Origin of the sequence: Mesorhizobium sp. M1050 (genome assembly GCF_040318715.1) — a bacterium.
Taxonomy (GTDB): domain Bacteria; phylum Pseudomonadota; class Alphaproteobacteria; order Rhizobiales; family Rhizobiaceae; genus Mesorhizobium.
On the sequence record NZ_JAMYMV010000002.1, the window covers coordinates 133,602 to 157,460 of the forward strand.

25 protein-coding genes and 3 pseudogenes are annotated in these 23,859 nt (G+C 59.6%); 15 read left to right on the forward strand and 13 right to left on the reverse strand.

The window, feature by feature from the left end:
* Positions 1-5 precede the first annotated feature (5 nt).
* Positions 6-833, forward strand: coding sequence for an ABC transporter permease (locus NKH57_RS01930; RefSeq protein WP_352941350.1), 828 nt, complete (start codon positions 6-8; stop codon positions 831-833).
* Complete coding sequence (locus tag NKH57_RS01935; RefSeq protein ID WP_352941221.1) at positions 826-2,463, forward strand: ABC transporter ATP-binding protein; 1,638 nt, start codon at positions 826-828, stop codon at positions 2,461-2,463. The genes NKH57_RS01930 and NKH57_RS01935 overlap by 8 nt, the downstream gene beginning before the upstream one ends.
* Positions 2,464-2,777: 314 nt before the next feature.
* On the opposite strand, the gene NKH57_RS01940 is transcribed toward NKH57_RS01935, so the two are convergent.
* Positions 2,778-2,915 carry a hypothetical protein gene (locus NKH57_RS01940; RefSeq protein WP_352941224.1) on the reverse strand — a complete coding sequence of 46 codons (138 nt, stop codon included), beginning with the start codon at positions 2,913-2,915 and terminating at the stop codon, positions 2,778-2,780.
* A gap of 475 nt (positions 2,916-3,390) precedes the next feature.
* Positions 3,391-4,509, reverse strand: coding sequence for an IS110 family RNA-guided transposase (locus NKH57_RS01945; RefSeq protein ID WP_352941226.1), 1,119 nt, complete (start codon positions 4,507-4,509; stop codon positions 3,391-3,393).
* Positions 4,510-4,706: 197 nt separating this feature from the next.
* On the opposite strand from NKH57_RS01945, the gene NKH57_RS01950 reads away from it, so the two are divergent.
* Positions 4,707-5,432, forward strand: a complete 726-nt coding sequence (locus tag NKH57_RS01950; protein WP_352941228.1) for a hypothetical protein — start codon at positions 4,707-4,709, stop codon at positions 5,430-5,432.
* Here the strand turns inward: NKH57_RS01950 and tnpA are convergent.
* Together tnpA and NKH57_RS01960 are read right to left on the reverse strand one after the other, a co-directional pair.
* Positions 5,338-5,601: pseudogene (tnpA, locus tag NKH57_RS01955) on the reverse strand (IS200/IS605 family transposase); the annotation flags it as partial. The gene NKH57_RS01950 and the pseudogene tnpA sit on opposite strands and share 95 nt — an antisense overlap.
* A 135-nt stretch (positions 5,602-5,736) precedes the next feature.
* A complete protein-coding gene (locus NKH57_RS01960) occupies positions 5,737-7,731 on the reverse strand; it encodes an ISL3 family transposase (protein WP_502907262.1) in 1,995 nt (664 codons plus the stop codon).
* Between the two features lie 187 nt (positions 7,732-7,918).
* Between NKH57_RS01960 and NKH57_RS01965 the strand changes: the two genes are divergently transcribed.
* Both NKH57_RS01965 and NKH57_RS01970 read left to right on the forward strand, forming a co-directional pair.
* Positions 7,919-8,383 carry a phasin gene (locus NKH57_RS01965; RefSeq protein ID WP_352941236.1) on the forward strand — a complete coding sequence of 155 codons (465 nt, stop codon included), beginning with the start codon at positions 7,919-7,921 and terminating at the stop codon, positions 8,381-8,383.
* 203 nt (positions 8,384-8,586) lie between these two features.
* Complete coding sequence (locus tag NKH57_RS01970; protein WP_352941353.1) at positions 8,587-8,805, forward strand: DUF982 domain-containing protein; 219 nt, start codon at positions 8,587-8,589, stop codon at positions 8,803-8,805.
* A gap of 205 nt (positions 8,806-9,010) precedes the next feature.
* On the opposite strand, the gene NKH57_RS01975 is transcribed toward NKH57_RS01970, so the two are convergent.
* The gene (locus NKH57_RS01975) at positions 9,011-9,472 is read right to left on the reverse strand and encodes a Ros/MucR family transcriptional regulator (RefSeq protein ID WP_352941239.1); all 462 of its coding nucleotides are present in this window, start codon (positions 9,470-9,472) and stop codon (positions 9,011-9,013) included.
* Between the two features lie 764 nt (positions 9,473-10,236).
* On the opposite strand from NKH57_RS01975, the gene NKH57_RS01980 reads away from it, so the two are divergent.
* Positions 10,237-10,506 (forward strand): DNA -binding domain-containing protein, encoded by a 270-nt coding sequence (locus tag NKH57_RS01980; protein ID WP_352552566.1) that lies wholly within the window; start codon positions 10,237-10,239, stop codon positions 10,504-10,506.
* A gap of 511 nt (positions 10,507-11,017) precedes the next feature.
* Here the strand turns inward: NKH57_RS01980 and NKH57_RS01985 are convergent.
* From NKH57_RS01985 to NKH57_RS01995, 3 genes are all read right to left on the reverse strand, one after another.
* The gene (locus NKH57_RS01985; protein ID WP_352552568.1) at positions 11,018-12,025 is read right to left on the reverse strand and encodes a hypothetical protein; all 1,008 of its coding nucleotides are present in this window, start codon (positions 12,023-12,025) and stop codon (positions 11,018-11,020) included.
* Between the two features lie 2 nt (positions 12,026-12,027).
* On the reverse strand, positions 12,028-12,702 hold the full coding sequence (locus NKH57_RS01990) for a hypothetical protein (protein ID WP_352552569.1): 675 nt from the start codon (positions 12,700-12,702) through the stop codon (positions 12,028-12,030).
* A gap of 390 nt (positions 12,703-13,092) precedes the next feature.
* Positions 13,093-13,332, reverse strand: coding sequence for a hypothetical protein (locus tag NKH57_RS01995; protein WP_352512704.1), 240 nt, complete (start codon positions 13,330-13,332; stop codon positions 13,093-13,095).
* Positions 13,333-13,429: 97 nt separating this feature from the next.
* On the opposite strand from NKH57_RS01995, the gene NKH57_RS02000 reads away from it, so the two are divergent.
* The 4 genes from NKH57_RS02000 to NKH57_RS02015 all read left to right on the forward strand — a co-directional run bounded on the left by NKH57_RS02000 (position 13,430) and on the right by NKH57_RS02015 (position 15,511).
* On the forward strand, positions 13,430-13,996 hold the full coding sequence (locus NKH57_RS02000) for a PIN domain-containing protein (protein ID WP_352512705.1): 567 nt from the start codon (positions 13,430-13,432) through the stop codon (positions 13,994-13,996).
* A gap of 140 nt (positions 13,997-14,136) precedes the next feature.
* On the forward strand, positions 14,137-14,271 hold the full coding sequence (locus NKH57_RS02005; RefSeq protein WP_352809131.1) for a hypothetical protein: 135 nt from the start codon (positions 14,137-14,139) through the stop codon (positions 14,269-14,271).
* Between the two features lie 325 nt (positions 14,272-14,596).
* The gene (locus NKH57_RS02010) at positions 14,597-14,887 is read left to right on the forward strand and encodes a hypothetical protein (protein WP_352512707.1); all 291 of its coding nucleotides are present in this window, start codon (positions 14,597-14,599) and stop codon (positions 14,885-14,887) included.
* Positions 14,888-14,893: 6 nt separating this feature from the next.
* Entirely contained in the window at positions 14,894-15,511 is a 618-nt protein-coding gene (locus NKH57_RS02015) for a hypothetical protein (RefSeq protein ID WP_352552577.1), read from the forward strand.
* A 647-nt stretch (positions 15,512-16,158) separates the two neighbouring features.
* Here the strand turns inward: NKH57_RS02015 and NKH57_RS02020 are convergent.
* The 3 genes from NKH57_RS02020 to NKH57_RS02030 all read right to left on the reverse strand — a co-directional run bounded on the left by NKH57_RS02020 (position 16,159) and on the right by NKH57_RS02030 (position 19,553).
* Positions 16,159-18,057, reverse strand: coding sequence for an AAA family ATPase (locus NKH57_RS02020; RefSeq protein ID WP_352941245.1), 1,899 nt, complete (start codon positions 18,055-18,057; stop codon positions 16,159-16,161).
* A gap of 69 nt (positions 18,058-18,126) precedes the next feature.
* Entirely contained in the window at positions 18,127-18,747 is a 621-nt protein-coding gene (locus tag NKH57_RS02025; RefSeq protein ID WP_352512711.1) for a hypothetical protein, read from the reverse strand.
* A gap of 404 nt (positions 18,748-19,151) precedes the next feature.
* Positions 19,152-19,553, reverse strand: coding sequence for a hypothetical protein (locus NKH57_RS02030; protein WP_352941248.1), 402 nt, complete (start codon positions 19,551-19,553; stop codon positions 19,152-19,154).
* 321 nt (positions 19,554-19,874) lie between these two features.
* On the opposite strand from NKH57_RS02030, the pseudogene NKH57_RS33840 reads away from it, so the two are divergent.
* The 4 genes and pseudogenes from NKH57_RS33840 to NKH57_RS02045 form a co-directional block, all read left to right on the forward strand.
* Positions 19,875-19,961: pseudogene (locus tag NKH57_RS33840) on the forward strand (transcriptional regulator TraR); the annotation flags it as partial.
* A gap of 77 nt (positions 19,962-20,038) precedes the next feature.
* Positions 20,039-20,389, forward strand: a complete 351-nt coding sequence (locus NKH57_RS02035) for a hypothetical protein (RefSeq protein WP_352511141.1) — start codon at positions 20,039-20,041, stop codon at positions 20,387-20,389.
* A gap of 124 nt (positions 20,390-20,513) precedes the next feature.
* Positions 20,514-20,873 carry a nucleotidyltransferase domain-containing protein gene (locus NKH57_RS02040; protein ID WP_352511142.1) on the forward strand — a complete coding sequence of 120 codons (360 nt, stop codon included), beginning with the start codon at positions 20,514-20,516 and terminating at the stop codon, positions 20,871-20,873.
* On the forward strand, positions 20,870-21,295 hold the full coding sequence (locus NKH57_RS02045) for a HEPN domain-containing protein (protein ID WP_352511143.1): 426 nt from the start codon (positions 20,870-20,872) through the stop codon (positions 21,293-21,295). Before NKH57_RS02040 ends, NKH57_RS02045 begins: the two co-directional genes overlap by 4 nt.
* A gap of 261 nt (positions 21,296-21,556) precedes the next feature.
* On the opposite strand, the gene NKH57_RS02050 is transcribed toward NKH57_RS02045, so the two are convergent.
* Together NKH57_RS02050 and NKH57_RS02055 are read right to left on the reverse strand one after the other, a co-directional pair.
* Positions 21,557-22,102: a hypothetical protein gene (locus NKH57_RS02050; protein WP_352941251.1), complete on the reverse strand. Its 546-nt coding sequence runs from the start codon at positions 22,100-22,102 to the stop codon at positions 21,557-21,559.
* A gap of 215 nt (positions 22,103-22,317) precedes the next feature.
* The gene (locus tag NKH57_RS02055) at positions 22,318-22,623 is read right to left on the reverse strand and encodes a LexA family protein (protein WP_352511145.1); all 306 of its coding nucleotides are present in this window, start codon (positions 22,621-22,623) and stop codon (positions 22,318-22,320) included.
* Between the two features lie 46 nt (positions 22,624-22,669).
* On the opposite strand from NKH57_RS02055, the pseudogene NKH57_RS02060 reads away from it, so the two are divergent.
* Positions 22,670-23,793 (forward strand): annotated as a pseudogene (locus NKH57_RS02060) (IS630 family transposase).
* Positions 23,794-23,859: the final 66 nt, after the last annotated feature.

Below are 23,859 nucleotides of genomic sequence, written 5' to 3' on the forward strand. Positions count from 1 at the left end.
GGCGGCTGATGTTTAGACGTATCCCGCCCGGCGCATTGATTGGCCTCGTCATCACGGCGCTGTTCTTGTTGGCGGCGATCTTCGCCCAACTCATCGCGCCCCATCGACTCGGCGAAATAGCTGGTGCAGTCTGGGAGCCGATGTCACCGAGGTTTCCGTTCGGCACCGACAATCTCGGCCGTGACTTGCTGTCGCGGCTGATTTATGGCGCCCAGACCACCATTTTCATCGCCGTGCTCGCAACGATCTTATCCTTTTCCACGGGCGCGATCCTAGGCTTCACCGCTGCGGTCGTCGGCGGCTGGTTCGACACGGTGATGTCGCGCATCGTTGACCTCCTGATGGCGATCCCGACGCTCATTTTCGGACTGGTCGTGCTTTCGGTCCTGCCCTCGACGATTGCCACGCTAATCATCGTAATGGGCTTGCTCGACTCCACCCGTGTCTACCGCCTATCACGCGCGGTCGCATCGGACTTGAACGTCATGGATTTTGTCGAAGCTGCCAAAGTTCGCGGCGAAGGCAAGTGGTGGGTGATCTTCGCCGAAATCCTGCCGAATGCGCTGTCGCCGCTGGTCTCGGAACTCGGGCTGCGCTTCATCTATGCAATGCTCTTCCTCTCCGCTCTCTCCTTCCTCGGCCTCGGCGTGCAGCCGCCGGCAGCGGACTGGGGCGGCATGGTCAAGGAGAACAAGGATGGCATCGTCTTCGGCATCCCGGCGGCGCTGATCCCGGCTGCGGCGATTGCCGCGCTCGCCATCTCCGTCAACCTGGTCGCCGACTGGGTCCTGAACCGCACCACCGATCTCAAGGGAGGGCGCGGCAATGGCTGATGTGCTGCTCGACATCCGCAATCTTCGCATTGAGGCGACCACCTATCCGCCCGGCGAAGAGCCGATGACGATCACCATCGTCGATGATGTGTCGCTGATGCTCGAGAAGGGCAAGGTGCTGGGCCTGATCGGTGAATCCGGCGCCGGCAAATCCACCATCGGGCTCTCGCCGATGGGCTATGGCCGCGGCGGGGTGCGGATCACCGGCGGCGAGGTCATCCTCAACGGCCGCGATATCCTCAAGCAGGGTAAGAACGGCATCCGCAAACTGCGCGGCCATGAAGTATGCTATGTCGCGCAATCTGCGGCGGCGGCCTTCAATCCCTCCCAGCGGCTGATGGACCAGGTGGTGGAAAGCTCGCTCAAGCACGGCTTAGCCAACCGCGCCGAGGCCGAGCGCCGGGCTGTGGCGCTGTTTCGCAAGCTCAGCCTTCCCGACCCGGAAAATATTGGCAAGCGCTATCCGCACCAGGTTTCCGGCGGACAACTGCAACGCGTGATGACGGCGATGGCGCTCTGCCCCGAGCCGGATCTGATCATCTTCGACGAACCGACCACGGCGCTCGACGTGACGACGCAGATCGACGTGCTTGCCGCGATCAAGCAAGCAATCCACGCCACAGGTGTTGCCGCGCTCTATATCACCCATGACCTTGCCGTTGTCGCGCAGGTGGCCGACGACATCATGGTGCTACGCCACGGCAAGATGGTCGAGACGGGCACCGCCCATCAGATCATCAAGGAGCCGAAGCAGGCTTATACGCAGGCGTTGGTCTCCGTGCACCGTCTCGAACACGAAGAGAAGCAGCCGACGCCGAAACCGATCCTATCGGTCAAGAACGTCACGGCCGCCTACGGCAACGGCATTTTAAAGGTGTTGAAAAATGTCTCGGTCGACATCCATCGTGGCCAGACGCTGGCTGTGGTCGGCGAATCCGGCTCCGGAAAATCGACGCTGGCGCGGGCGATCACTGGCCTGTTGCCGCCGCAGCAGGGTGAAATCACCTTCGAGGGCCGTAAGCTTTCCAACCGACTCGGCGGCCGTACCAAGGAAGACCTCCGCCAGCTTCAAATGATCTACCAAATGGCCGATGTAGCGATGAACCCGCGCCAGACCGTAGGCACGATCATCGGCCGGCCGCTAACCTTCTATTTCGGCCTCAAGGGCGCCGAGCGCGACCGACGGGTCAAGGAGCTGCTCGAGGAAATCGAGATGGGCAAGGGCTTCATCGACCGCTATCCGGCCGAACTGTCGGGAGGCCAGAAGCAGCGCGTCTGCATCGCCCGTGCGCTGGCGGCCAAGCCCAAGCTCATCATCTGCGATGAGGTAACTTCGGCCCTGGACCCGCTCGTGGCGAACGGTATCCTGAAGCTGTTGCTCAATCTCCAGCAGATCGAGCAGGTGGCTTACCTCTTCATAACCCACGATCTCGCGACTGTGAAGTCGATCGCCGATTCCATCGCCGTCATGTATCGCGGCGAGGTCGTGCGCTATGGGGCCAAGAGCCAGGTGCTGACGCCGCCGTTCGACGACTATACCGATCTCCTGCTGTCGTCCGTGCCGGAGATGGAACTCGGCTGGCTGGAGAAGGCGACCGCCGGGCGGAAGATGGCGAGTGCGGGGAATTAGAGATGTGACTCTTCGCGATACAATCAGTTCAATGAGGTTCCCCTGCACCGGTGCCTCCCTCCACCCGCGCAACCTTGAATGAGGGAAGGCCTGATGGAATGGCCAGGGAGTTGGCCCCGACGTCCATCATGCTGGCGGAGTCCCCGTAGTAGTCCGCGACAGGGAAAGCCTGTGACATGGCGAAGGGGGACAGTTCAATCAGCTCGGAGTGCAGATTACCTGTACGCATCCGAGCAAGACTTCGTCGTATGCGTACTTCACCCGGCAGGGGCGGAAAGATTGAAATATATCCGGCGACCCACTCGGCGTCGGCATCAGCGCTCGACTGGCGGGAACCGTTTTTGCAGCCAGGAAATAGCAAGCCGGTTCACTTCGTCGGGCTTTTCCTCTGGCGTCCAATGCCAGGCATCGGCTACGACGTGCCTATCGAGATCCAGCACGTAGGCCTCCATGCCGTCCGTCATGCTCGGCCGGAGGCGACGGGCGGCGGAACTCGGGTAAGGTTTCGGGGTCCGACATCCTAACCTTGGAGACGTCTCATGAATCTCTCATCCGTTGCTCCGCCGCCCGCCGTCGAGAAGACTGCCACGATTTTCGTTGCACTGGAATTCTTATGTTCATTTGCAAGCGGCGTAGCCACGACTGTTCGTCCAGCCAATAATGGCTGGTCCTGCATGGTGTAGCTAATGCGCAATGTAGGAGACGGGGCCTCAAGACGACGGTTTGCAAACTCTTATACGCGGGTTGGATACCGCATTTCCGTGTGTACGCCTGGGGCTGCTTCTATCTAAGCACGGGCATCGACGTAGTCGGCCACTCAATTCCATCGAAGGTTCCCCGACCGGGGCCCTGCCTCCGACATTGCGCATCAGCGGATGATCGATCTTGTCTCCTCCTTTCAATTACTCGCGAGATGCGGATGCTAGGTTAGGCTTGATGAGCTGGCTGCACTTCCTGGCCAATAGCCCACAGGAAAGCCCCCATTTCTCTAGCGATCGCGGTGATCGCGATGGCCTTGTGCTTCCCTGCGAGGATCATTTTTCGATAGCGAGAACAGAGGCGGAGCTGACCTTTCCACGCTATTTCGCGAACGGTTCTCGGTAGGCCTTCCAACTGCGCTTGCTTGGTTCGACTTACCCGCGCAGGGAAGCGGTAAGCCCATGCGCCTTCGATCAGCATGCGACGGGCCCGAGAGTTCCCGGCCTTAGTGATCCCACCACGTTTGACATGTTCACCTGTCGAGCTCTCTGACGGAACCAGGCCAAGAAAGGCCATCAGCTGGCGGGGGTTTTCGAAGCGGCGGATGTCGCCAATTTCGGCAACAAAGACGACGGCGGCAATCAACGATACGCCTCGTAACGCCTGATAGGCTTCGACGACAGGAGCCATCGTCCAGGATTTGACAGTCTCCGAGATCAAATCGGTCAGACGCTTCAAGCGCACCTCGGCATCCTCGATCGCCTGGCAATATTCCTTGAGCACGATGAAGTGCGCCGGATGCTCGAACTTCAGAGTCGATATCCACCGCATATGCGCCAGCGACCAGGATGAGCGGCCCGAATAGATGCGGCCATGTCGAAGTAGGAACGACTGAAGCTGCTGACGCGCCCGCTTTTGAGCCTCCTGTGCAGCCTCTCGAGCCCGCACGAGATCGCGCATGGCTTCGTGTCCGCGATCTGGTACCCAGACTGCCGTCAGCTCACCTGCACGATGTAGCCTTGCCAGGCTGACCGCGTCGCGCCGGTTCGTCTTCACTCGATCACCAGGGCGCTTTGGTATCAGGGATGGTGCGACCACCACGCAGTCGTGACCCATGTCGGTAAGCTGACGGTAAAGCTCGTAACCTGTCGGACCGGCTTCATAGCAGAAGTGGAGGACAGCTCCTCGCTTCGCCATTTTTTCCACGATGTTCGCCACTGAGGTCGGATCCGAGGCTATATCCCCATAAAACCTTACTTCACCGCCCCGCTCACCGTCTGCGACGGCCACAGAAATCTTCAATTTCGAGACGTCCAAACCGACAAAAAGCCTGTTATGCTGATCCATGGTTCACCCTCTCTAAGCTGGGGCTCGGCTTCGGCCAATCCGTAGCAACCCCCGATCTCACCTTATCGCGGGGGTGAGCCGCCTTCACTCCGAGAACATACGGTCTGAGCAAGTCGAGCTGGCTTGTCGCTCTGCACGCGCCTTCGGCCGACAAGATCAGCCTGCATCGCCTGCAAGGAGGTGACACCGAAGGGCTTATGGCTCTCATTGAACACCGGCGCGAACAGGCGCAGGCCGCCTTGACGCGTCCAGTTCGGGTAATGTCGTGCTACGAGGCCGGCTACGACGGTTTCTGGCTGCATCGTTTCCTGTGCGACCGCGGCATCGCCAATCAGGTTCTGGACGCGGCTAGCATCCTGGTCGACCGCCGGTCACGCCGAGCCAAGACGGACCGCCTCGATGCGGCGGCGCTGCTGCGCACGCTGATGGCGCTGGAACGTGGCGAGCCGAGGGTCTGCCGGGTCGTGCGCGTGCCGAGTCTCGAGCAGGAGAACGATCGCCGTCGCAGCCGGGAACGGGCTCGGCTCGTGAACGAACGCGGCCAGCATTCGAGCCGCATCAAGGGGCTCTTGATGACCCAGGGCATCCGTGACTTCAAACCGGCCAGGCGAGACTGGCGTGAGCAGCTCGAGACGCTGCGCACGGCTGACGGGCGGGATCTGCCGCCCTGCCTGAAGAACGAGATCAAGCGCGAGTGCCGCCGCTTGTGGCAAGTAATCGAGATGATCATGGAGGTCGAGGCTGAGCAGCGTCAGGCCGCCGAGACCACAGCTCCCGGGATCGTCCAACTGAGTCATCTGCGTGGCATCGGCCTCACTATCGCAAGCGTAATGACGAATGAGGTGTTCTTCCGCAATTTCCAGAACCGGCGACCGACAGCCGCGGCGGGATCGACACCGGCATATGCACATGGTCGCGGTTGATCGAGCCGGCATGCACAACCATCTCATGCGCGCGCGCCGTCTCGCGCAGCAACTCCCGGCACCGGTTTCCAACGTCGCCGCCAAGCACCGCGTAACGGTACTTCGTCACCCAAACCAGGTGATACTTGCAGTCCCAAACCGTGTGGCTGCCACGCTTGTACGCTTCCATCCAGCCAGTCTACACGGCAAGCGCCGCGATCCCATATAGCGCGACAATCTGGGAGAGAAGCGCGCGACAATCTGGGGTTCTTCCGCATATTTGGTGCAGGGACTATTTTTTCGGGTGCCCCTTTGTCCGGTTGGGTCAAGCGGCTGCCAGCAGTCGGCTCCGGAGGAGCGGATAAGCGGCGCGCCCGTACATCTGGCGCTTGATGGTTTTGAGGCGGTTGATCTGTCCCTCGACGGGGCTGGTGCTCCAGGGCTGGGTGATGGCCGCCCGGACAGCCTCGATGTCACGGCCGATGCCTGCTGCAAGGGAAGCCAGTTCGCTGTCCGCGGTGTCGGCGATCCATTGCTCGAGGCCGGCATCATCGTCGCCGCGTATCAATGCAGCAAAACGGCGGGCAAGTTCGCCCGCGATAGCAAGCTGTGGCGCGTGTTCATAAAGATGGCACAAGAACCGTTCGGTCTGTTCGTCGAGAGATGTCGGGTCCTCGCTGAGGAGCCATGCGCAGTTCCGACGCGATGGCGGCCGCCATCGCGAATTTGGCGGAGCGGTCGGTGGCCGCTCCTTGCGGGCGGCGGTCCACCTGTAGACGGTCGCCTTGCTGCCTTGGAAGCCGCGACGCTTGATTTCGGTCCACAGTTGCAACCCGTTGCGCTGGCCTTCCTGCCAGCGGGTTTCGAGATAGTCCTGGAAAGGATCCATGAGGACCGAGCGCGCGGGCGGCCGTCGGTGCTCGGGCTCCCCGCCCGCTGCAAGCCAGCGTTCGACCGTTCTCACGTTCATGCCAATCCGAGGCGCGATCTGGCGCGGCGACAGGCCGGCCTCCCGCAAGTCAAGGATTTCAGCATAGAGTTCACTGCGCTGGTCGCGTCGCGACCGGCGCAGGGCATCAAGCTTCGTGGAAGTCTCTTCCGGTGGTTCCGGCTCGGCGTCGTCGTTTCCGGCCATCTCGGACGCCACGGCCTTTCCGGCGGCGCTGACCGCCTTGCGATGGCGACCGACGGCCAGACGCAACGCTTCGCCCAGGTTCTGGAGAAGATGCCAGCGGTCGGCGACCTGCGTTGCATCGGGCGCACCGCGACGGGCGCCCTCGGCATAAACGCCGGCACGATCGCGCGCAATGACCTCGATGCCAGGATGGCGTTCCAGCCATGATGCGACCGTGTCGGCATTTCGATCCGGCAACAGATCGAGGACGCGGTTGCGCTCCAGATCGCAGATGATCGTTCCGTAGCGCTGCCCCTTGCGCCAGGCCCAGTCGTCGATGCCGACCACACGGGGCGCTTCCGGCGGCTCGAACCCAGCCGCGCGGATTATCCGCAACAGCGTGTCGCCGCTTACCGGCATGGTCAGTTTGCGCGACAGGCGCGAGCCCGGCTCGCCGCCGACCGCGAAGCCGATCGACAGCTGGCTTTCGCCGAGCCGAACCGTGCGTCGAGCTTTCGGTTGAACCGTCTCAGGAAGCCTCTCGGTGAAGATCCGGCGCGGGCATTGGAGATCGGCGCATCGAAACCGTCGTGCGCGAAGCTGGATTTCGACAACCCGTCCCTGCCACGGCAGATCGGCCAACCGGCGCATGTAGTGACTGTGGACGCGGCGGGTTCGGCGACCGCAACATGGACAGCACGATTCCATCGCCTTCGCACGGGCAACAAGCACAACCCTGTCAGCCCGCGGGAGAATTTGGACAATCGAAAGCTCGGGCGAAATCAGCGAGCGGAAGGAATGGAGCACGGGCAAATCACGGCGTCGACTGCGATTCCCACTCTTTGAACTTATTCGCACCGGCCGTGAATCCCACAACCTGCACCAAATATGCGGAAGAACCCCTGATTGACGCTGCGATCTCACGTTGATTGCCGCGCCGCAATCCCAGCCGCCTAAAGGCGTGGGGTTTCCTGATCCCCTATCGGGGACTCTAAAAGTCGAGAGGCTGCCCTGTCCGATCTCCTCGTGCACGCCCGCCACCTTAATGCGCCGGCGGATTGTCACGACGACATCGCCCGGTTTCAGGTCGGACCAGCGCTTCACGGACTGATCAAATTTCCCTAATTGGACGATCAATATCTTCGCTCGTCCTCGGTCGAATTCACCCTCAGGACTCGAAGCAGACCGTGGCTGAATTGCGGACATCCGGAGCCGCGTGGGGCCAAGGAATCCCCGGCTCTTTGGTCATGCTTTTGCTGGCCCAATTTCGCGCAGCACCAGGCAAAGTTTGCTCGCGCAAATTCATGTCAGCTTCATAAATCCGTTGCGACTAGTCCGTACATAGAGGACGGTGGCTTTGTTTAGCTGTCGCCCGTGGAAAAGGATCGAAAAAATGTCCAAGATCACCGGAAATACCGAAACGATCGAAAACGCCGGCTCCCCTGCCTTCGACCGGTCCAGGCCTGTCGAGCAAGTCCGCGCTGTCGCCGAACAGGGCCTTGAGCGGTCGAAGGAGGCATTTTCCAAATTGAGTTCGGGCGCCGAAACGACTCAAAAGGCTTTTGAGTCGACCTTTGAAATGACCAAGACCACCAGCAACGAGGTGTCCCAGCAGATGATTGCCTCTCTGCGGGCCAATGCCGAAGCTGGCTTCACGCATCTCGAAGCACTGGTTGCCGTGAAGTCGCCCTCCGAGTTCCTCGAGGTGCAGATCGCTTTCCTGCACAAACAGATCGAAAAATCCGCCGAGCAGGCCAAGGTCCTCCAAGCCTTGATGCTGAGAGCTACCGAGGATGTATCCAAGCCGATCAAGGATGCTTTTGAGATGGCTTTGAAGGAACTTAAGGCCGCCGCCTGATTGGCTCAGGCAATCGGGACCGAAGGTCAGCACCTCGCCCACTGGGCACCTCGCCCGCGGGTGTCGATGAGGCTGCCTGTTTTAGGGAAACCAGCGGTTCAGCAGGTTGGGAGAAACGAATGAACCCGGAGGCTTTCAGCAGTCCACTTTTCGTGAAACGTGCAGCATACGTCGTGTAAGAGATTGCCAGCCTTGCGGACGCTATCGATTTCCTCAACGACTGGCCTGAAGATCGCAGAGACGTCATCCACGAAGCCGCCCTCAGGGCGTGCTGCGACGCATACGATCGGCGAAAACCCGTAAGCGTAGCGCGCAATGCCTTCTTCGGCTTTGCGAAGCGGGCCGCCATATTGGAGGATGCAACCTCCGCCATGCAGTTGGCTCGCTGCCTGCAATCGGGCACGGGGAAAGTGCAAGCGTAGGCATCGGCGACCCGCTCGATAAAAGCGGGCGAGAACATGGCTCGACCGGAAATCCGGGGCGGCAGATTGCTGCAAGCCGTCGCCAATTCCTCGTGAAAGCAAGGATGTCTTCTAGAAAGGGGCTGGCGATGCCCAGCCCCTTTCTAGTTCCGCGCAGACAGTGCCGGTGGCTGCCGCGCTTTGAAAAGAGTCTCGATTGCAGAAACTAAGCTGCGACCTTCTTGCGGGTCCGCTTCGCCGGCACCGGCGCTTCCGGCTCTTTCGGTTTGCGGCCGAGGCCCATCGTCTTGGCCATTGCCGAGCGCGTCGCGGCGTAATTCGGCGCGACCATCGGATAATCTGCCGACAGACTCCATTTGGCCCGATATTCGTCCGGTGTCAGCCCAAAGTCGGTCGACAGATGGCGCTTTAGCGATTTGAATTTCTTCCCGTCCTCAAGGCAGATGATGTAGTCCGGAGTCACCGACTTCTTGACCGGAACTGCAGGCCTGAGAGCCTCCGGCTCTTCTGCGGAGACGCTGCCGGCCGTGCCTTTCAGCGCTGCGTGCACTTGGCCGATCAGGGCAGGAAGATCGCTCACCGGAACCGGATTGTTGGAGACATAAGCTGAGACCACATCGGCGGTGAGTTCGATGAGGGTATCGATGTTTTTGTCGCGTTCTGTCACGAAACTCTCCGGGTAGCGTGAGACATAGTCGGTGAAGCAATGCTTATTAGTGGTGGCTGCCGCTGAAAGCAAATAAAACCCCGGCAGGTCTATCGCCATGCTCGTCGGCACTAAGGCCTATAGTGCCACGTCCCGCCTTCGTGCACGTGTTGATCCAATGATGCTGACCGCCCTTGGACCGGAGGGAGCTTGGTTCTGATCTTCCGATCCCTTCGTGTGAACTTTACGGAACGAAAGAGCCGAAGATTTTCGCACCACCCATGAAGCTTCGAGGTCGAGAAGTCCTCGCTTCATGCGATGTGATTGCCCTTTTCTCCATCGGCCTTCCCGCTGTCGCAGGAACGCCGACTAGTCGCGTTGCGACCTATCTCGGTTATCGCAAGTCCGTTTCCAAGCTGCTAGACACCTTTGTTGGCGACCGTGCCGCAGTGCTTGGCGCATTTTCAGGATGACGGCATGCCTGCTGAGACGCGCGTCTCGGCCGCAAGTCGTCTCGAAACGAAGGGGACGGATTCTGCTCCGGCATGCTCTCTTTGGGAAGATGAAATTGATGGCTGAGCAGCCCGCCGGAAACTTGACGTGCAGACGCACGGTCTTGAGCTTTTTGTAATTCATCCCTAACCTGGGGTTGCATCGCCCAGAAGGGCGCATATCGCCTCGAGCGGGCGCTTGCGGATGATGATCGGGATGTCGTCTTTGGGACGATGTTCTCCCTCCCTTGGGTAGCTCGTCGAAAGATATGTTCCGATTCGGAGCCCGGTATCATGGTTAAACACCCAGACGTTGAACCAGGCCTTAAAGACGAAGTTCCCTGGTCCGACAGGCTGACCGCCTACGACAAGGAGCACTTCACGGTCTACATAAGGTTCCTGGATGCATCTGCCGACGACGCCAGCTATGAGGAGATGGCGCAGATCATCCTCGGCATCGATCCGGTGGAAGAACCGGAGCGCGCGCGGAAAGCCGCGCGAAGCCACCTCGATCGGGCGAACTGGATGGCGACCACCGGTTACAAGGAATTGTTCGCCGGATGAGAGCGAAGGAGCGCCCACATGCTACGCTTGTGAACACCTTCACGGCGCCAGCCTCAACATTTTGTTTGCAACCGGGGCTGCGGGAACTCGGTTCAAATTGGAAGATTCTGGTGGCGCGAAGCCGAGCGGGCTAAGCTTTGATCCCGAAGCCGGGCGGACGGATTTGAGTTGTTGCCGATCGAGCCGATTTGCAATAGGGCGTCGACAGAATTAGCCGACACTTGCCAGAACGCGTGCCCACGACTAAGATATTCTCGTGCCTCATGAAGGCAACGAGTTTGATGTTATCCTAATTCGAGCCTAAGCCGCCTTGCGGTGAAAGCTCACTGGCGCATCGGGGCCGTCCCGAAGCCATGTTGTCGAGGGCCGTTCGGTCCGTGGAAACCGGGTAGCTGCGACCTTCGAGTCGCGGAACTTTGGGGACCGCGTAGTTGGAACCAACTAGTCGATGGAAAATGAAGATAACGCGTTGAATGTATCGGGCGGGCAGTGATGCCCGCCCTTTACTTTTTCAGCCTCCAATCATTCCGGTCACCACGTCGCTGGGGAAGACATTGACGTGATCGCCACTCATTTGGACCTGTCCCTTGGTGACGCAGTGGAATGGCTCGTAGTTGAATGGGCTACCGCCTTCACGTTGCGCATCATGTTGGAATCCCGGCGGATCCAACGGCGTGCCAAACCGATATCGGCTCTCAAGCGTACGCTGGAGTAGCGGCGCAGTGATCTCCGTAGACGCAGCAATCCCATGCTGACCACCATCTTGGCCATGGTTGCTCTTGGCGAAGATGACGTCCCGACTGTCGACGGCGTAGCGCTTCCCTCGCCCACCCATGCGCTTGTAGAATTCAGCGAGCCGCTCAAAGGCGAATTTCTCGACGCGAATTCCGTCTTCGATCCCGGCAATATCGATCTGACCCGACATGAACGCGCGGAAGCGCTCAATAAGGCGGCTCTCGCAATTGAGATGGAAATTGCGACCGGGCAGCAGGAGGACGTCGTCGGCGCGGTGCGCTTCGAGCCGAAGTCGGGTCGCTTCGGAGTTATCCGCCCGGGCTGCGGCGATCGCGTGTGCAAGGACTCGGTTCACTGTCTCGATCTCGTGACGCCAGTGCCGCCCCCTCGGCCATGTCCAGTCGGGATGGCGGAGGGGGATCGGCCAGACAGCATGACCGAAAACGTCCCAGAGATGCTCGTATCCGGGCTCATCGACATAGGCCATAGCGATGCGACTGGGAGTCGGAACGCCATCGGAGTCTCGCTCACTAGCAGTCGCGAACCGGCACGCATTCCTGCCGAGCTCAAGAATGGCGCCGGGCTCGCCGTAGATACCGCCGTCGCGATTGGTAAACACGCTCGCGATTGCGCGCCACTGTGTGCGGCTATTATTATTGATGGTCGCCGCGGCAGGCAGCGCCGTCATTTCGGGCAGACCAGCAATGAGAAGCAGCGGCGTCGGCCCAGGCGGGCCCCGCTTCTCCGACCTAGAAACATCTTGTACCGCGTTCTTCTTGGCCATCGTCAGGAATGTTTGAGCAGGATCTGCGCGATATCGGCGGGTATCACAAGCCGGGGAATAAGGTCGGCCGGCTGCGCCGCAAGCAGCCTGCCGAGCGCAGTAGACGCCTCACCTTGCCGGAAAATCCCCGGATCGACATTGGCTTCGCTAGACCAGGCAAGGAAAAGGCGCCAAAGCGTTTCCCTATCTTGCAAGGACGCGGTGCGCAGTGAAAGACCGGGCCGACGATACACATCCGGGATGATACGCTGCGTCGGCCGGACCAGGTCCGGCGCTGTGACTTTAGCAAAACGAAACGGCCGGACGGTATCGATTGCGACATTCTCTCCAGCATCGGTCCGAACGCAGAAGGCGATCTGGACCGGCGTCGGCAGGCTCTCGAAGTAGTTCGCCGCCTGCTGTCGGCTGGCTGAATCTTCCTGGATCTGTAATTGCAGTTCGGCAGCAATCGCAACAGGAGCGATTGCCTCGCGACCGACCGTCGTGTCAATGAATCGGATGCGGTCCTCGCCTGCCGCGCGGACCGCAGCCTTGAGCGAAACGAACTCTGCCTTGAGCTCAGCCAGCAGTTCTTTGTGCTGTTGCCCAAAACGCGAAAGCAGCAGCGGCTCCGGGTTTGGCGACTTATAGTGGCCCTCGACAGTATCGATAAACCGATGCAGCGCGTCTCCGCTCACGGAAAACCTCTCAACGGCAGCTGACCACACACCGTGACCTGCCCCTCCACATTGTATTGAACACCACATCTGAACGAATGTAGGCTGTTGGGCAATGGGTGGCGCGCCCTTGGATGATTGATTTCAGCGCAAAACAGCACGGCTGCTTCCGGTCCTCGATGGCAGAACGCTGAACTTCAGCTATCCGGCTTTCGCGGACTACATGCACATGCTCTGCGAGGTGTGCGGGGGCGAAGAGGATGAGTGCTCGATCCACCCGCTGAAAGAGTCCATCGGCAACAACGTCATCGTGGAAGGCAGCTGGTTATTGTCTACGATCGAATGTCATCGCTGGAGGTCGGCAGCAGGCTATATAGCCGCAAGATCGCCTGCCTGGAACAGCCGCGCAAATCAGTCGAGATCAAGCTCTTCATCATCATTCAGCGGCCCGCCCTTCAGCAAGACATCCCGAGCGGACTTCCTCGGTCCGAGTTTCGACATCTGGAGCACGAACGTCCGTCGACGGTCGTGAATCTCCTGCGGCCCTTCTTCGGCAGCAGCCGCCAACAAATCGTTGAATCGTGCCCTCGCCTCTTTGACGGTCCAGATGCCACGTCCTGTACGACCGCCACTTGTCCCGCCGCTCGCCAATGCACGCTCCAATTGACCGCGTTTACTATTCGCCGGTGGTTCTGATTTAGGCCTCGTGCATCATAAAGCAATTCTGGCCGCAAAGGAGCCCACCGGAATGTTTCTTCTCGACACAAATGTCCTGAGCGAATTCACAAAGAAGAGACCGAATCGGCATGTCCTCGCCTGGGCGGACTGGGCGACGTCGAGTCATCGGCTGGCAATTCCATTCGGCGCGGTTTTCGAACTGCAGCGGGGCATTGAATCGCTGCGGTTGAGGAACCCCAGCCGGGCCCACGATCTCTCACGCTGGCTGAATGAAGTGCTCGAAACCGATATGGTCTTCCTCGCTATGGATGCCGCAGTTGCGCGGACGTACGCATCGATGACTACGGTCCCGAGCCTGCGGCATTTGTGGGTGCCGTCTCCCCAGAACCATCGGCGAGGTCCGGGCCAAGACCTTGCGATCGCGGCGACCGCGATTGTGTACAGAATCCCTGTCGTCTCGATGGACGTCCACGATTTCCTTCGAATCCATGCTCATTTTGAATTACCCGGCCTTTTCAATCCGATCGAGGAAACTTGGGAAATTCCTATGAAACGAGACCTTGTGAAAGGACCATCTGCTAGGATCGACGTCAGGTCTTTGGAGACCCCGAGCCAGCATCTGAGGTGTTGCGCCTGACGCTACCTCGATCGTCCAAACGCTCGCGGAGATGAACGCTCTTGTATCCGCGGGCCCTACCGGCCGGACACGCGAGCCTTGAGGTTTGAATCCCGCTCGCCAAGATCGGCGTGCAATACAAGACGGCCTGTGTGCTTCTGATGAAACTGCGCGAGGCGATCGCGTGGCGCAGGGGAAACATGTTGCTTGAGGGCGAAGACGAGATCGACGGCAAATACGCTGGCGGCAATATCCGGCCTGAGAACAAGGCCGAGGACCGCCTGCCGCCATCATGATCGGCGGGGCCGTGGAATGGCTCGATGAGTCCCGGCCTACGGAAGAAGCATGTCCAGACCGGCTCGCGATGAGGCGGTCGGTCAGACCTGGTGGCGTTTACGGCCGAAATCTACGGTGTTAGGTAGCAAAAACCACCGAAAGCGGCCTACGTATTTGGAATCGAAAAGCAAAAAGTTCCGCTCACAAGGCGCTTCACAGCGCCCGGCGCGTATTGGTTGTCCATTTGATAACGGGTTACTGAGTAGGGGTAGTCACGCAACCTTCTCGCTTGCGGCGTGATTTTTTTGTTGAATTTTACGAAGAACTTCGTATATTGAGGAACGGATGGCTTTCAAGGGCGTCAGGTATCGCGTCATCAAGGCACTGAAGGAAGGTACTTATCAGCATGCGGCCCGCGGGAGCATCGAGGACAAGAATGCCTTGATGACTGGCGATATTTCCCCCGAGCAACTGATACCGATTATCGACAGGTGCAATGGCACGCATCATGAGAGTTCTGAGCACCATGAGTTCGAAGGCATTGAAGTCCATATCCTCAAACGAGATGGATGGTACATAAAATTCTATTTCGTTGACCCTGACACGGTCTTCATAAGTGTACATCCATCAAGGTAGGCTAACATGAAAATCTGGTATGCTGGAGATAAGAGCAAGGCGCTCTGCGAAAAGTGCCGGAAAGTCGTTACGACGACTTTCGACTATCACGATGTGCCTTTCGAAAGCGGGATCGGCATGGCGAAGCAGATCATGGCGGCTACATGCGACGAGTGTGGCGCCGTTGTGGCTATCCCGCCGCAGTCGACGCCAGCAATCCGTGTTGCTCGCGAGATTGCTTCCAGGCCCTTGGAAGTGGTTATGGCTGCGCCGTTTATGGATACGTTGGACCTAGCATCTTATCGGATTGATCCTTCTGCTGGCGTGATCCTCCGGAAGTCGCTGATCGCGTACTTCGTGCACAGGTCTGTAAATGACGATTTCTTGGTGGAGCGGCTTCGTAAAAACGCGGCGGTTCATCGAGCGAAGTGGAAAAGCTGGCACGATACCCCGTCGAAACGTCTTTCGATGAAAATAACTCCACGCGTTGGCGCCGAGTTTGACGAACTCGTCAAGAAAAGTGCGTTAAATAAGACAACGTTGGTCAAGTCCCTCGTGATGGATATTGGCTCTGAGATCGTTGAACCCGAAGAGCCGCAGATGATGCCTGAATTGCGCAGGATGGCTGCGGCTCTTGCTGCCTAGTGGCAAGCCGTTAACCACCTGACTTCGCTCCGATCAACTCCGGACCGGGTTCCGGGTAAGAAACTTGCCCTAGCTGCGGAACGGTGCAGTGCCATACGACGAGTCGTAACCGTTTCGAATGCACTGAAAAGACCTGCAAGACAGTGTTCAGCGTGACCTGGGGCACGGCCTTCCACGCGCGCAGGTCATCGGGAAGGGATGCCATTTTAAGCCTGGTGGTTTTTGCTACCTAATGCCGAAGCTTTGCAGGTTCTCGAGCGCCAGCTTTCGCGTTTCGAGAGGGTTCTTACCTAGGGCGGCTGCCAAGTTTGAGACGCAGACTTCGGCATCCTTCGGGCGATTAGGTCTGTCCTCACTTGCGTCGACCAAGCCGACTCGTAAAACTACCGCTAGGAAACCCGCAAAACTGCCGATAGCCAGATACTCGCTATTCGGTAGCAACCGCCATCAGAAGTTTAATCCTTGATCTGTGGTGGAACACGTACGTCGACATAGGCGCGTTGGCTCAGCGGCGAGCCTGGCGATGATCGCCCTGCGCCTTCAAGGTTTCCAGCGCTTCCAAGAGGGCAGCACGAGGCGAAGTTCAGGACCCGGGGGCGGGAGGAACGGCACTGACAATTCACGGAAGGGCGTCAGTCCGAGAACGCTTACCATGAAATTAGTTCCTCGACCGCTTCTGCCGAGAGATGGCGCTCACGAAGCAGTGCCCCCGCAATATTTTCGAGCTCGGGTCTCATCTCTTCCACAAGCGTCTTCGCGCGACGGAACTCCGCGGCAAGGAGGTTTTCCACCCTGGCCTGCAGGCCGCCGTTCATATGCAGCGTCACCAGCAGTTCCTCCTCGCTTGCCCCGGACAGGAACGTGAATCCTCCACCCATCCCGTAGGCGGCTTCGACCTGCAGGGCAGTCACCGTGGCGATGTGAAGGTCCGAACCTTTCCTGCCCCCTCCGCCGGCAGACCTCGAACCGAAGACAACCTCCTCGGCTGCCAGTCCTGCAAGCGCGAGAGCGATCCGGTCCAGGAAGCCGGCCTTGGTCCGCTCCGGAAAGACCTGCTCGTCGAAAAGCGCCCCTCCTCCCCTTTGCATGGTCTCGCCTGACGAGTCGAAGGCGTCGATGATCTCCACGCTCCTGAAATCGCCGACACCCAGCGTCAGGCCGACGACAACGTGACCGGCCTCGTGGATCGCGTTTCGCCACAGCATGGCTTCAGGAAGAGGTACCAGATCTGGCAGTTCAGCGAGCAAGTCCGCGGTTTCGAGGTCGCGCCGGGCACGGCGCGCACGACGACGCGCCTGCCTGGCGAGCTGCTCCAGGGCTGCCCCTGTCCAGCCGTTCGTGCGAGCGGCGACGGAAGTCAGGTCCAGAGCAGACGACGCCGCGGCTAGATGCCAGCCGAGAATTCCTTGTCGTCCCGCCATGTCCGGCAGCGGAATGTTCACATGCCTGTCGAGGCGACCCGGACGGGTCAGCGCCGCATCCAGCATATGCGGAAAGTTCGTCGCCCCGACCACGACGACGCCTTCCCGGCCACCGGATCCATCGAGGCATTCCAGCAGGCCATTGACGACCTCACGGCTGTATTGCGCGTTGTGCCCGGAGAAGGTCATCCTGTCCCCTACGGAATCGATTTCGTCAATGAACACGATCGAGGGCGCATTCTTCATGCCTTCAGCGAACGCGCCTCTCATCGCCTTCAAAAGATCTCCCAAGTGGCCCATTGCCTGCCAGCGCGCCAGCGAACCCAAGACAAGATGGACTCCACAGGTTCGCGCGAGGGCCGCGGCGAACATCGTCTTGCCCGACCCCGGCGGCCCGCTGAGCAGGATTCCCCTGTCGACTTCCGACCACCCGATCTTGCCTGCGCGCCAGTCCTTCAAGTCGACGGCAAGCTCCCTTCCCCAGTCGGCCGCGGCGCCCAGTCCATGGAGGTCGTCCAGTGTCGGTCCCTGCCCTAGGCTCGTCTTTGGAGCGGTCAGGGTGATGGCGCGAGCAGCTTGCAGAACCTTGTCCAGCCCCCTGCCCTTGCGCCAGATCGCGCCGAGAACGTGCAGCGGGACCGTCGCCAGGAATGAGGCGTCCTCGTCCGACAGGAGCTGACCGCGACAGAAACGGGCGGCCGCCTTGAAGTATCGGGGCTGGACGGCCGGAAGCACAAGCACGGCATCCGCAACCGCGTCGACGTTTTCCGCGAGAAGGTCGCGGGAATGCGTGACAACGATAATGCGGTCGTTGGAACCTGTGAGCCCAAGGAGGTCGAACCGTTCGGACTTTCTCCGGCCCTCCGGTTTGACCGTCATGACGAGCGTCCGGTCGCGATCGTACACGCTTCCGGTGATGAGCGATTCTCTCTGCGCCGGGAATTTGGTCGCGCTCTCATAAATTTCCACGTCCTCTTCCCTCTGTGCGATCAGGACGATCACGGCCGGCCGTCCCGACAGGAATTCGCGTTGATGCCTGAGTGCCCGCATTACTGTGCAGTAAGCGACGAACCGCGTTGCGTTTGAGGCGAGCTTGATGCTCAGCGCTTTCGACATCTGTTTCATTGGAAATCCTGACTTGATGGTTCCCGGCGCTCGGGTGCGGCCGCGGGCGGTGGTGTTCCGAAGCCGCGTTCAGCTGCGGATACGGCGGACGGCGGTCTCGGGTCCGATCCTGGCTTCGTCGAGATCGATCTCGACGAAGCGATGCAGGACCAGCGACGAAAACCCTGCTATTGGCGGCGCTTCGCGAAACGCCGGAATGCATTCCGCAACGGTCAGCGAGCCATTATCGTCCAGCGCTGCAAGGAGGCGAACACGGTCGCCCAGCGGACAATGCCAACGGGCATACCGCAGGAGGTCCTTCGCGTTATCGAGCGTGTACCCCGCTCTGAGATCATCAGCCGACCATGCGGAGTAACGGAAACCAATTTCGGCAGCGGCTTGCTCGTTCCAACGGTCCCGAGGGTCGCTTGCCGCAGCAAATGAATCCAACAGACATGCCCCCTCTTCCCGGAGGACTAGGAAATCCGGAACGTGGCTGTCGCCCCGGCGATGCAGGACGAGCGGGAGGCATGACCATTCGACCACCGCCGGGTCGAGGTCGAGCAGGCATCCGAGGTCTCGCGCGACCTGGTTCCTGAACAGAGGCGCGCCGACACAACGAACGGTTCCGCGTGGATGAAAATGAAGACGCGCGGCATCGGCGCGGACGGACGCGAGTTGGTCGGTTTGGATTTCAGGGTGGGCGGTCATGGGACGCTCCATACGCATACGCAAGAATGATCGGCCGCTGCGAAGTGCAGCGTCGGGGCGATCAGCGTATGAGGAGCGATGCCTGTTTCATGGTGACGGGAACAAATACAGAACACTCAAGACAGAGTCAACGGCCATGGTCGCTCGAAACGTCACGCTGACGGAAGCATGATGATGGCCGCATGGGGACGACGGCGAGTCAGCGAAGCAAACGACAGCCAGTGCGGCGTCCCGTGGGGACCGACACGGCCTCACCTGTTGGCCAGAGACGACATACGAGATAGTGCGCGGATCGCTCAATCGAGGCGAGTAACGCTTCAACCTCAAATGATGGATAGCCTCAACGATCGCTCGATTCTGCTCGCGACATTTGTCCTCAGAATCATCGAACGCACCTGTATCCTTCAGCTTTGAAAGCTCGCGCCGGGATGCGGGCCGTTCTCCGAAATGACGGTCTGGCGCCGCTCGCTCTGCTCATACAACGCCGAGTAAAGAATATCCGCGATGAACTCATTTGGTTTGCTCCGGCACCTCGAATATGCCGGAAGTTCGTCCGGCGGGCCAAAAGGAATCCCAAGGCGCATGGAGTAATCAAATTTTCTGCCATCGGCAGATCGGCCAGCGATATTCATATCGTTCAAATCGAAGCGGAACTCCAACCTCTGCTCAATTCCGATCTGTTGCGCATGGAGTGATGCCATCATCACATCGAATACACAAATGGAATTGTCAATATCGTCCGATACAAATTTGACTTCAGAATAAGTCACGACCTCGACAATACGACTCATAGTAATATACATCATCAACAAATTTCCTCTCCTACGAAATGCCGATTCATATCGGCCACGCAATACTTATATTCTACTAATGCTTCAGCGAAAATTGATCCATGTCAACGGGGAATTCCAAGGAACCCGGAAGCGCGATTTGTTCTTGGCGTTCCTACGGGTCGGGCTCCAAACCGGCGAGCCGCTCTAATAGCTTCATCTCCTGAGCTGTGACCTAGTCCTTAAACCTCATTGCATGGAGCCCATAAAGATCTGCGGAGCCATATGCTACGATCGCTGAAACAGTCGCAGGCGGCGCAGGAACCGAAGCACCGGAGCGATCACGGAGGAAAACGAATGCAGCACTGGCTGGACAAGCTGACTGATCTCGCCGCAATCGAAGGCGATCAAAGCAACCTTGAAGAGGCTTTGGCGGGCCTGGCCGCCGGGTCGGTCCGGTCACCTACTGCGGGATCGTCGGAGACACGACCCAGTGGAAGAAGGAACACATCAAAGACATCATGGAAATGTGCCACCCGAACAAGCGGCAGATCGTGAAGGATCTCGCCCGCTTCTATCGGGTGCATCGGGTCGAGGTACTCGACAACCTCGTCTTGTGGGTGGACCGCTTCCGAGAGGAAGAGCCGGAACTGTTCCGCGCCTATGGATGGGACTTCTGTGGCGTGAGGGAGTTCGAGGAGCCTCGCCAGTACATGCGGCTGAAGCGTTCCAAGCGGCCAGTGCTTATGCCGCGGCGAAAGGGCGAGGAGCGGATGACCGGACGGCGGCGCTACAGCAAGCCGGATCAACTCGTTCCGCGGATACTGGCGCTGCCCGCACAACGGCCGGCTATCGCGCTGGCCGCTGAGTGAATGGCGGTGCGGGCGGCATATTTCGACAGCGGCATCTTGGCAGGGCCTGGGTGGTCGATGCGTGAACACCGCTTCACGATTGCGTGCTCCCGCTGTATCATCTCGTAAGATTGGAGAGAACAGCATGGCTGAGATCGTCATTGAACGAGATGTCGAGACCGCTGCAGAACGTCTTGCAGAGGCTACCCATGCAGAGGCCGTCATCCTGTTCGGAAGCCGGGCGCGTGGAGATCACCAGCCCGACAGCGACTGGGATCTCTGCGTGGTGCTGCCGGACAATGTTCGGCCACAGCAGTTCACGCCGTCGAAACTCTGGGAACTCGTTTCCGACCTCGATGCGTCCATCCAGGTGTACCCGTTGCGCCGCTCCGTATTTGAAGCCAAGAGGGACGATATCGACAGCCTGAGCCATGACATCGCACGCGACGGATACGCGATCATCGGATCGCTCGAACCGACCTCGGGCATGACGGCGCATCCGTGAGTTCCGATGCACATGCCTGGCTAGATATCGCCGACACCGATATCGACGCTGCCCGCCGCTCGCTCTTGCCGGATCCGGAACCGAACATTCCCGCAGCGGCCTATCACTGCCAGCAGGCGGTTGAGAAGCTGATCAAGACGCTGCTCGTCCATCTTGGGCTTCCCTACCTCAGGGGATCGGGCGGCCACGATCTCCGCAGGCTCGTCGGCGCGTTGCCCAACACGCACCCGCTGCTTGGCGATGCCGTTGTGCTGGTGCCGATATCGCCTTGGGCGACCGCCTTTCGTTACCCTGTCGACGATCCATATACGGCGGAACCTCTCCCGGATGCTTCAGAGGTCCAGCGCATCCTCGACAAGATCGGCGAGCTTCGCGACAAAGTGGCCCTGGAACTGGGGCCTCGACCTTCTTCTGGTCCTTGAGTTCCGTTCGGCGAGGTAGGCAGGGCGCTGGCGATCGCCGCCGAATGATCTGACGCCGTCGCGGAGCGGCGCCGTGACTGCCCATCCCGAACGTGACACCATCAGCTGAACGATGCTGCTGTGAATGGCACCGCGCCCCTCCTTGGCATCGCCAAGGCGCCGCGCGGCAGTTTTGGGGTGCTTTCCCTCAATTCTGCTACGTCAAGATGTTGTGGTCCCCTGAGCGAACGGGATAAGCGGTTTGTCAAATATGTCTTACTGCTAGTTTTGACCAGCGTCAGCCGGGTCAACATAACCCGCGCCACTGGACTTCTTCGGGTACGGCACAAACTTCGGATTCGGAGTGTATCGCCTCACCGCATTAAATCCACTCATGCCGTTCAAGGAGCTGGTGACTTTACCCGATCTCTTATTCACTCCGGGGGGCGGCCCATATTTCTTGCTATGGTTGAAGGTCGCCTGGAACTGAGGATAGCTCGACTGCTCGTCGGCCAACCCGGAAAGAGCGCGGTCATCGATATATGCGTCGCTCCCTAGTCCACCAAGCAGCCCGTCCTTCAGGCCGCCGTTCATCGCAAACTGGCTTGTGCCAGTTTGCCCCGACCAACCTGCAACCCCTTGGGGAAGTTTCTGCATGTTCGTGGGCGGTTGGGCGCAGACGATCTGAGGTGCAGGCAACTGCTGCTGGCTGCCCGAGTAGGGATGGATAAAGTAAGTGCCACCAAGGGCGAATATCGCCCCCGATGCTGGACCGACGATAGCTGCGATGTAGTGCGTACGAAACCAAGTTGCGATGTTGCCTGACATAGTGATCCAACCTCCTTCAGGTGGATGCGATCAGTCTCAGTTGGTCCCCTCTCAACGCCAAACTTAGCTGCGGCTAACATTATGAGTCAATTGTTACCCTGTAAGCAGGGAGAAGTATCGTTAGGCCAGCCGATGCATAACCGACAAAAAATCCCGCTATTTCATGACATTGGAGCCCGCAATAACTCGGCCGTCGGCGGATGCGGTGAACGGCACTAGTACCTCTGCACAGAGGATTTGACGGATTGGATGGGTTGTAGCCTGGGAAGGCTATCGGGTTCGACAAGCAGTTCAATACTGCGCGCGAGGCCCGGTTGCCTGCGGATCAATCCAGTGCGCTCAAGGGTGAGCACCATCTGATGGACGGAAGGTGCGGTGACGCCGAAGAAGCGCTGCATATCGCGTTCGGCCGGCGAGCGAGCGTTGAGCAAGCCGTAGGTCCAGATGAAGGCGAGATACTGGCCCTGCTTTTCGGTGAAGCTGGGACCCGCTGGCGACCGCCCGTCAACTAATTGATTCATTTGTCGATTCTTCCGGAATCTCCGCAAACCGAAGGAGGCCTTCCGGATGAATGTACGCTATCGCGTCGATCTCGACCAACCCGAACGCGACGCACTCACAACGATGCTGCGAAGCGGCAAGCATCCAGCGCGCAAGCTCAAGCGAGCCCAGATCCTGCTCGCAGCCGATGCCGGCCTGGGCGACGAGACCATTGCGACGACGGTAGTGGTCGGTGGCTCCACGGTCTACCGCACCAAGCGCCGCTTCGTGGAAATGGGCTTGGAGGCGGCACTCAGCGAAGAGCCGCGCCCCGGGGCGGAGCGCAAGCTGAGCGGCAAGGAGGAAGCCTTGCTGGTGGCCACCGCCTGCTCCAGCCCGCCGCCCGGGCGGGCCCGCTGGACCCTTGAGCTGCTGGCCGATGCGTTCGTCAAGCTGACCGAGCACGAACAGCTGTCGCGCGAGACGGTGCGTCGGCGCCTGGCCGAGAACGATCTCAAGCCCTGGCGCAAGGACATGTGGTGCATTCCCAAGATCGATGCAGAATATGTCGCGCGCATGGAGGATGTGCTCGACCTCTATGCCGAAGCACCCGATCCGAAGCGGCCCGTGGTGTGCTTCGACGAAAGCCCGACCCAACTCATCGGCGAGGTGCGTCAGCCAATCCCGGTCGCGCCGGGAAGGCTGGAGCGCTACGACTTCGAGTGCAAACGCAACGGCACCGCAAACCTGTTCGTCTTCCTCGATGCGCATCGTTCCTGGCGCAAGGTCAAGGTCACCGAGCGGCGCGCAGCACAAGACTTTGCCCACTGCATGCGCGACCTCGTCGATATCCATTACCCCCAAGCCGAACGCGTCAGGGTGGTGCTCGACAATCTGTCAACCCACACGCCCGCCGCGCTCTATCAGGCCCTGCCGCCATCAGAGGCGCGACGCATCCTGCGACGGCTGGAGTTCCACTACACGCCCAAGCACGCCAGCTGGCTCAACATGGTCGAGATCGAAATCGGCGTTCTGCGCGGCCAGTGCCTCGATCGTCGTATCGACAGCTACGATCGCCTCGTCGCAGAGACCGCTGCCTGGGAGCACCTGCGAAACACCAGTGGCGCCCGCATCAACTGGATGTTCTCAACCGAAAACGCGCGCCTCAAATTGCCAAGGCCTATCCAAAGCCAACGGCCAAAGAGTCATAATCCCTGTGCAGAGGTACTAGCCCCTGTTCGGGCGTAATGTCGAACTGGATTGGCGGAGAGTCTACG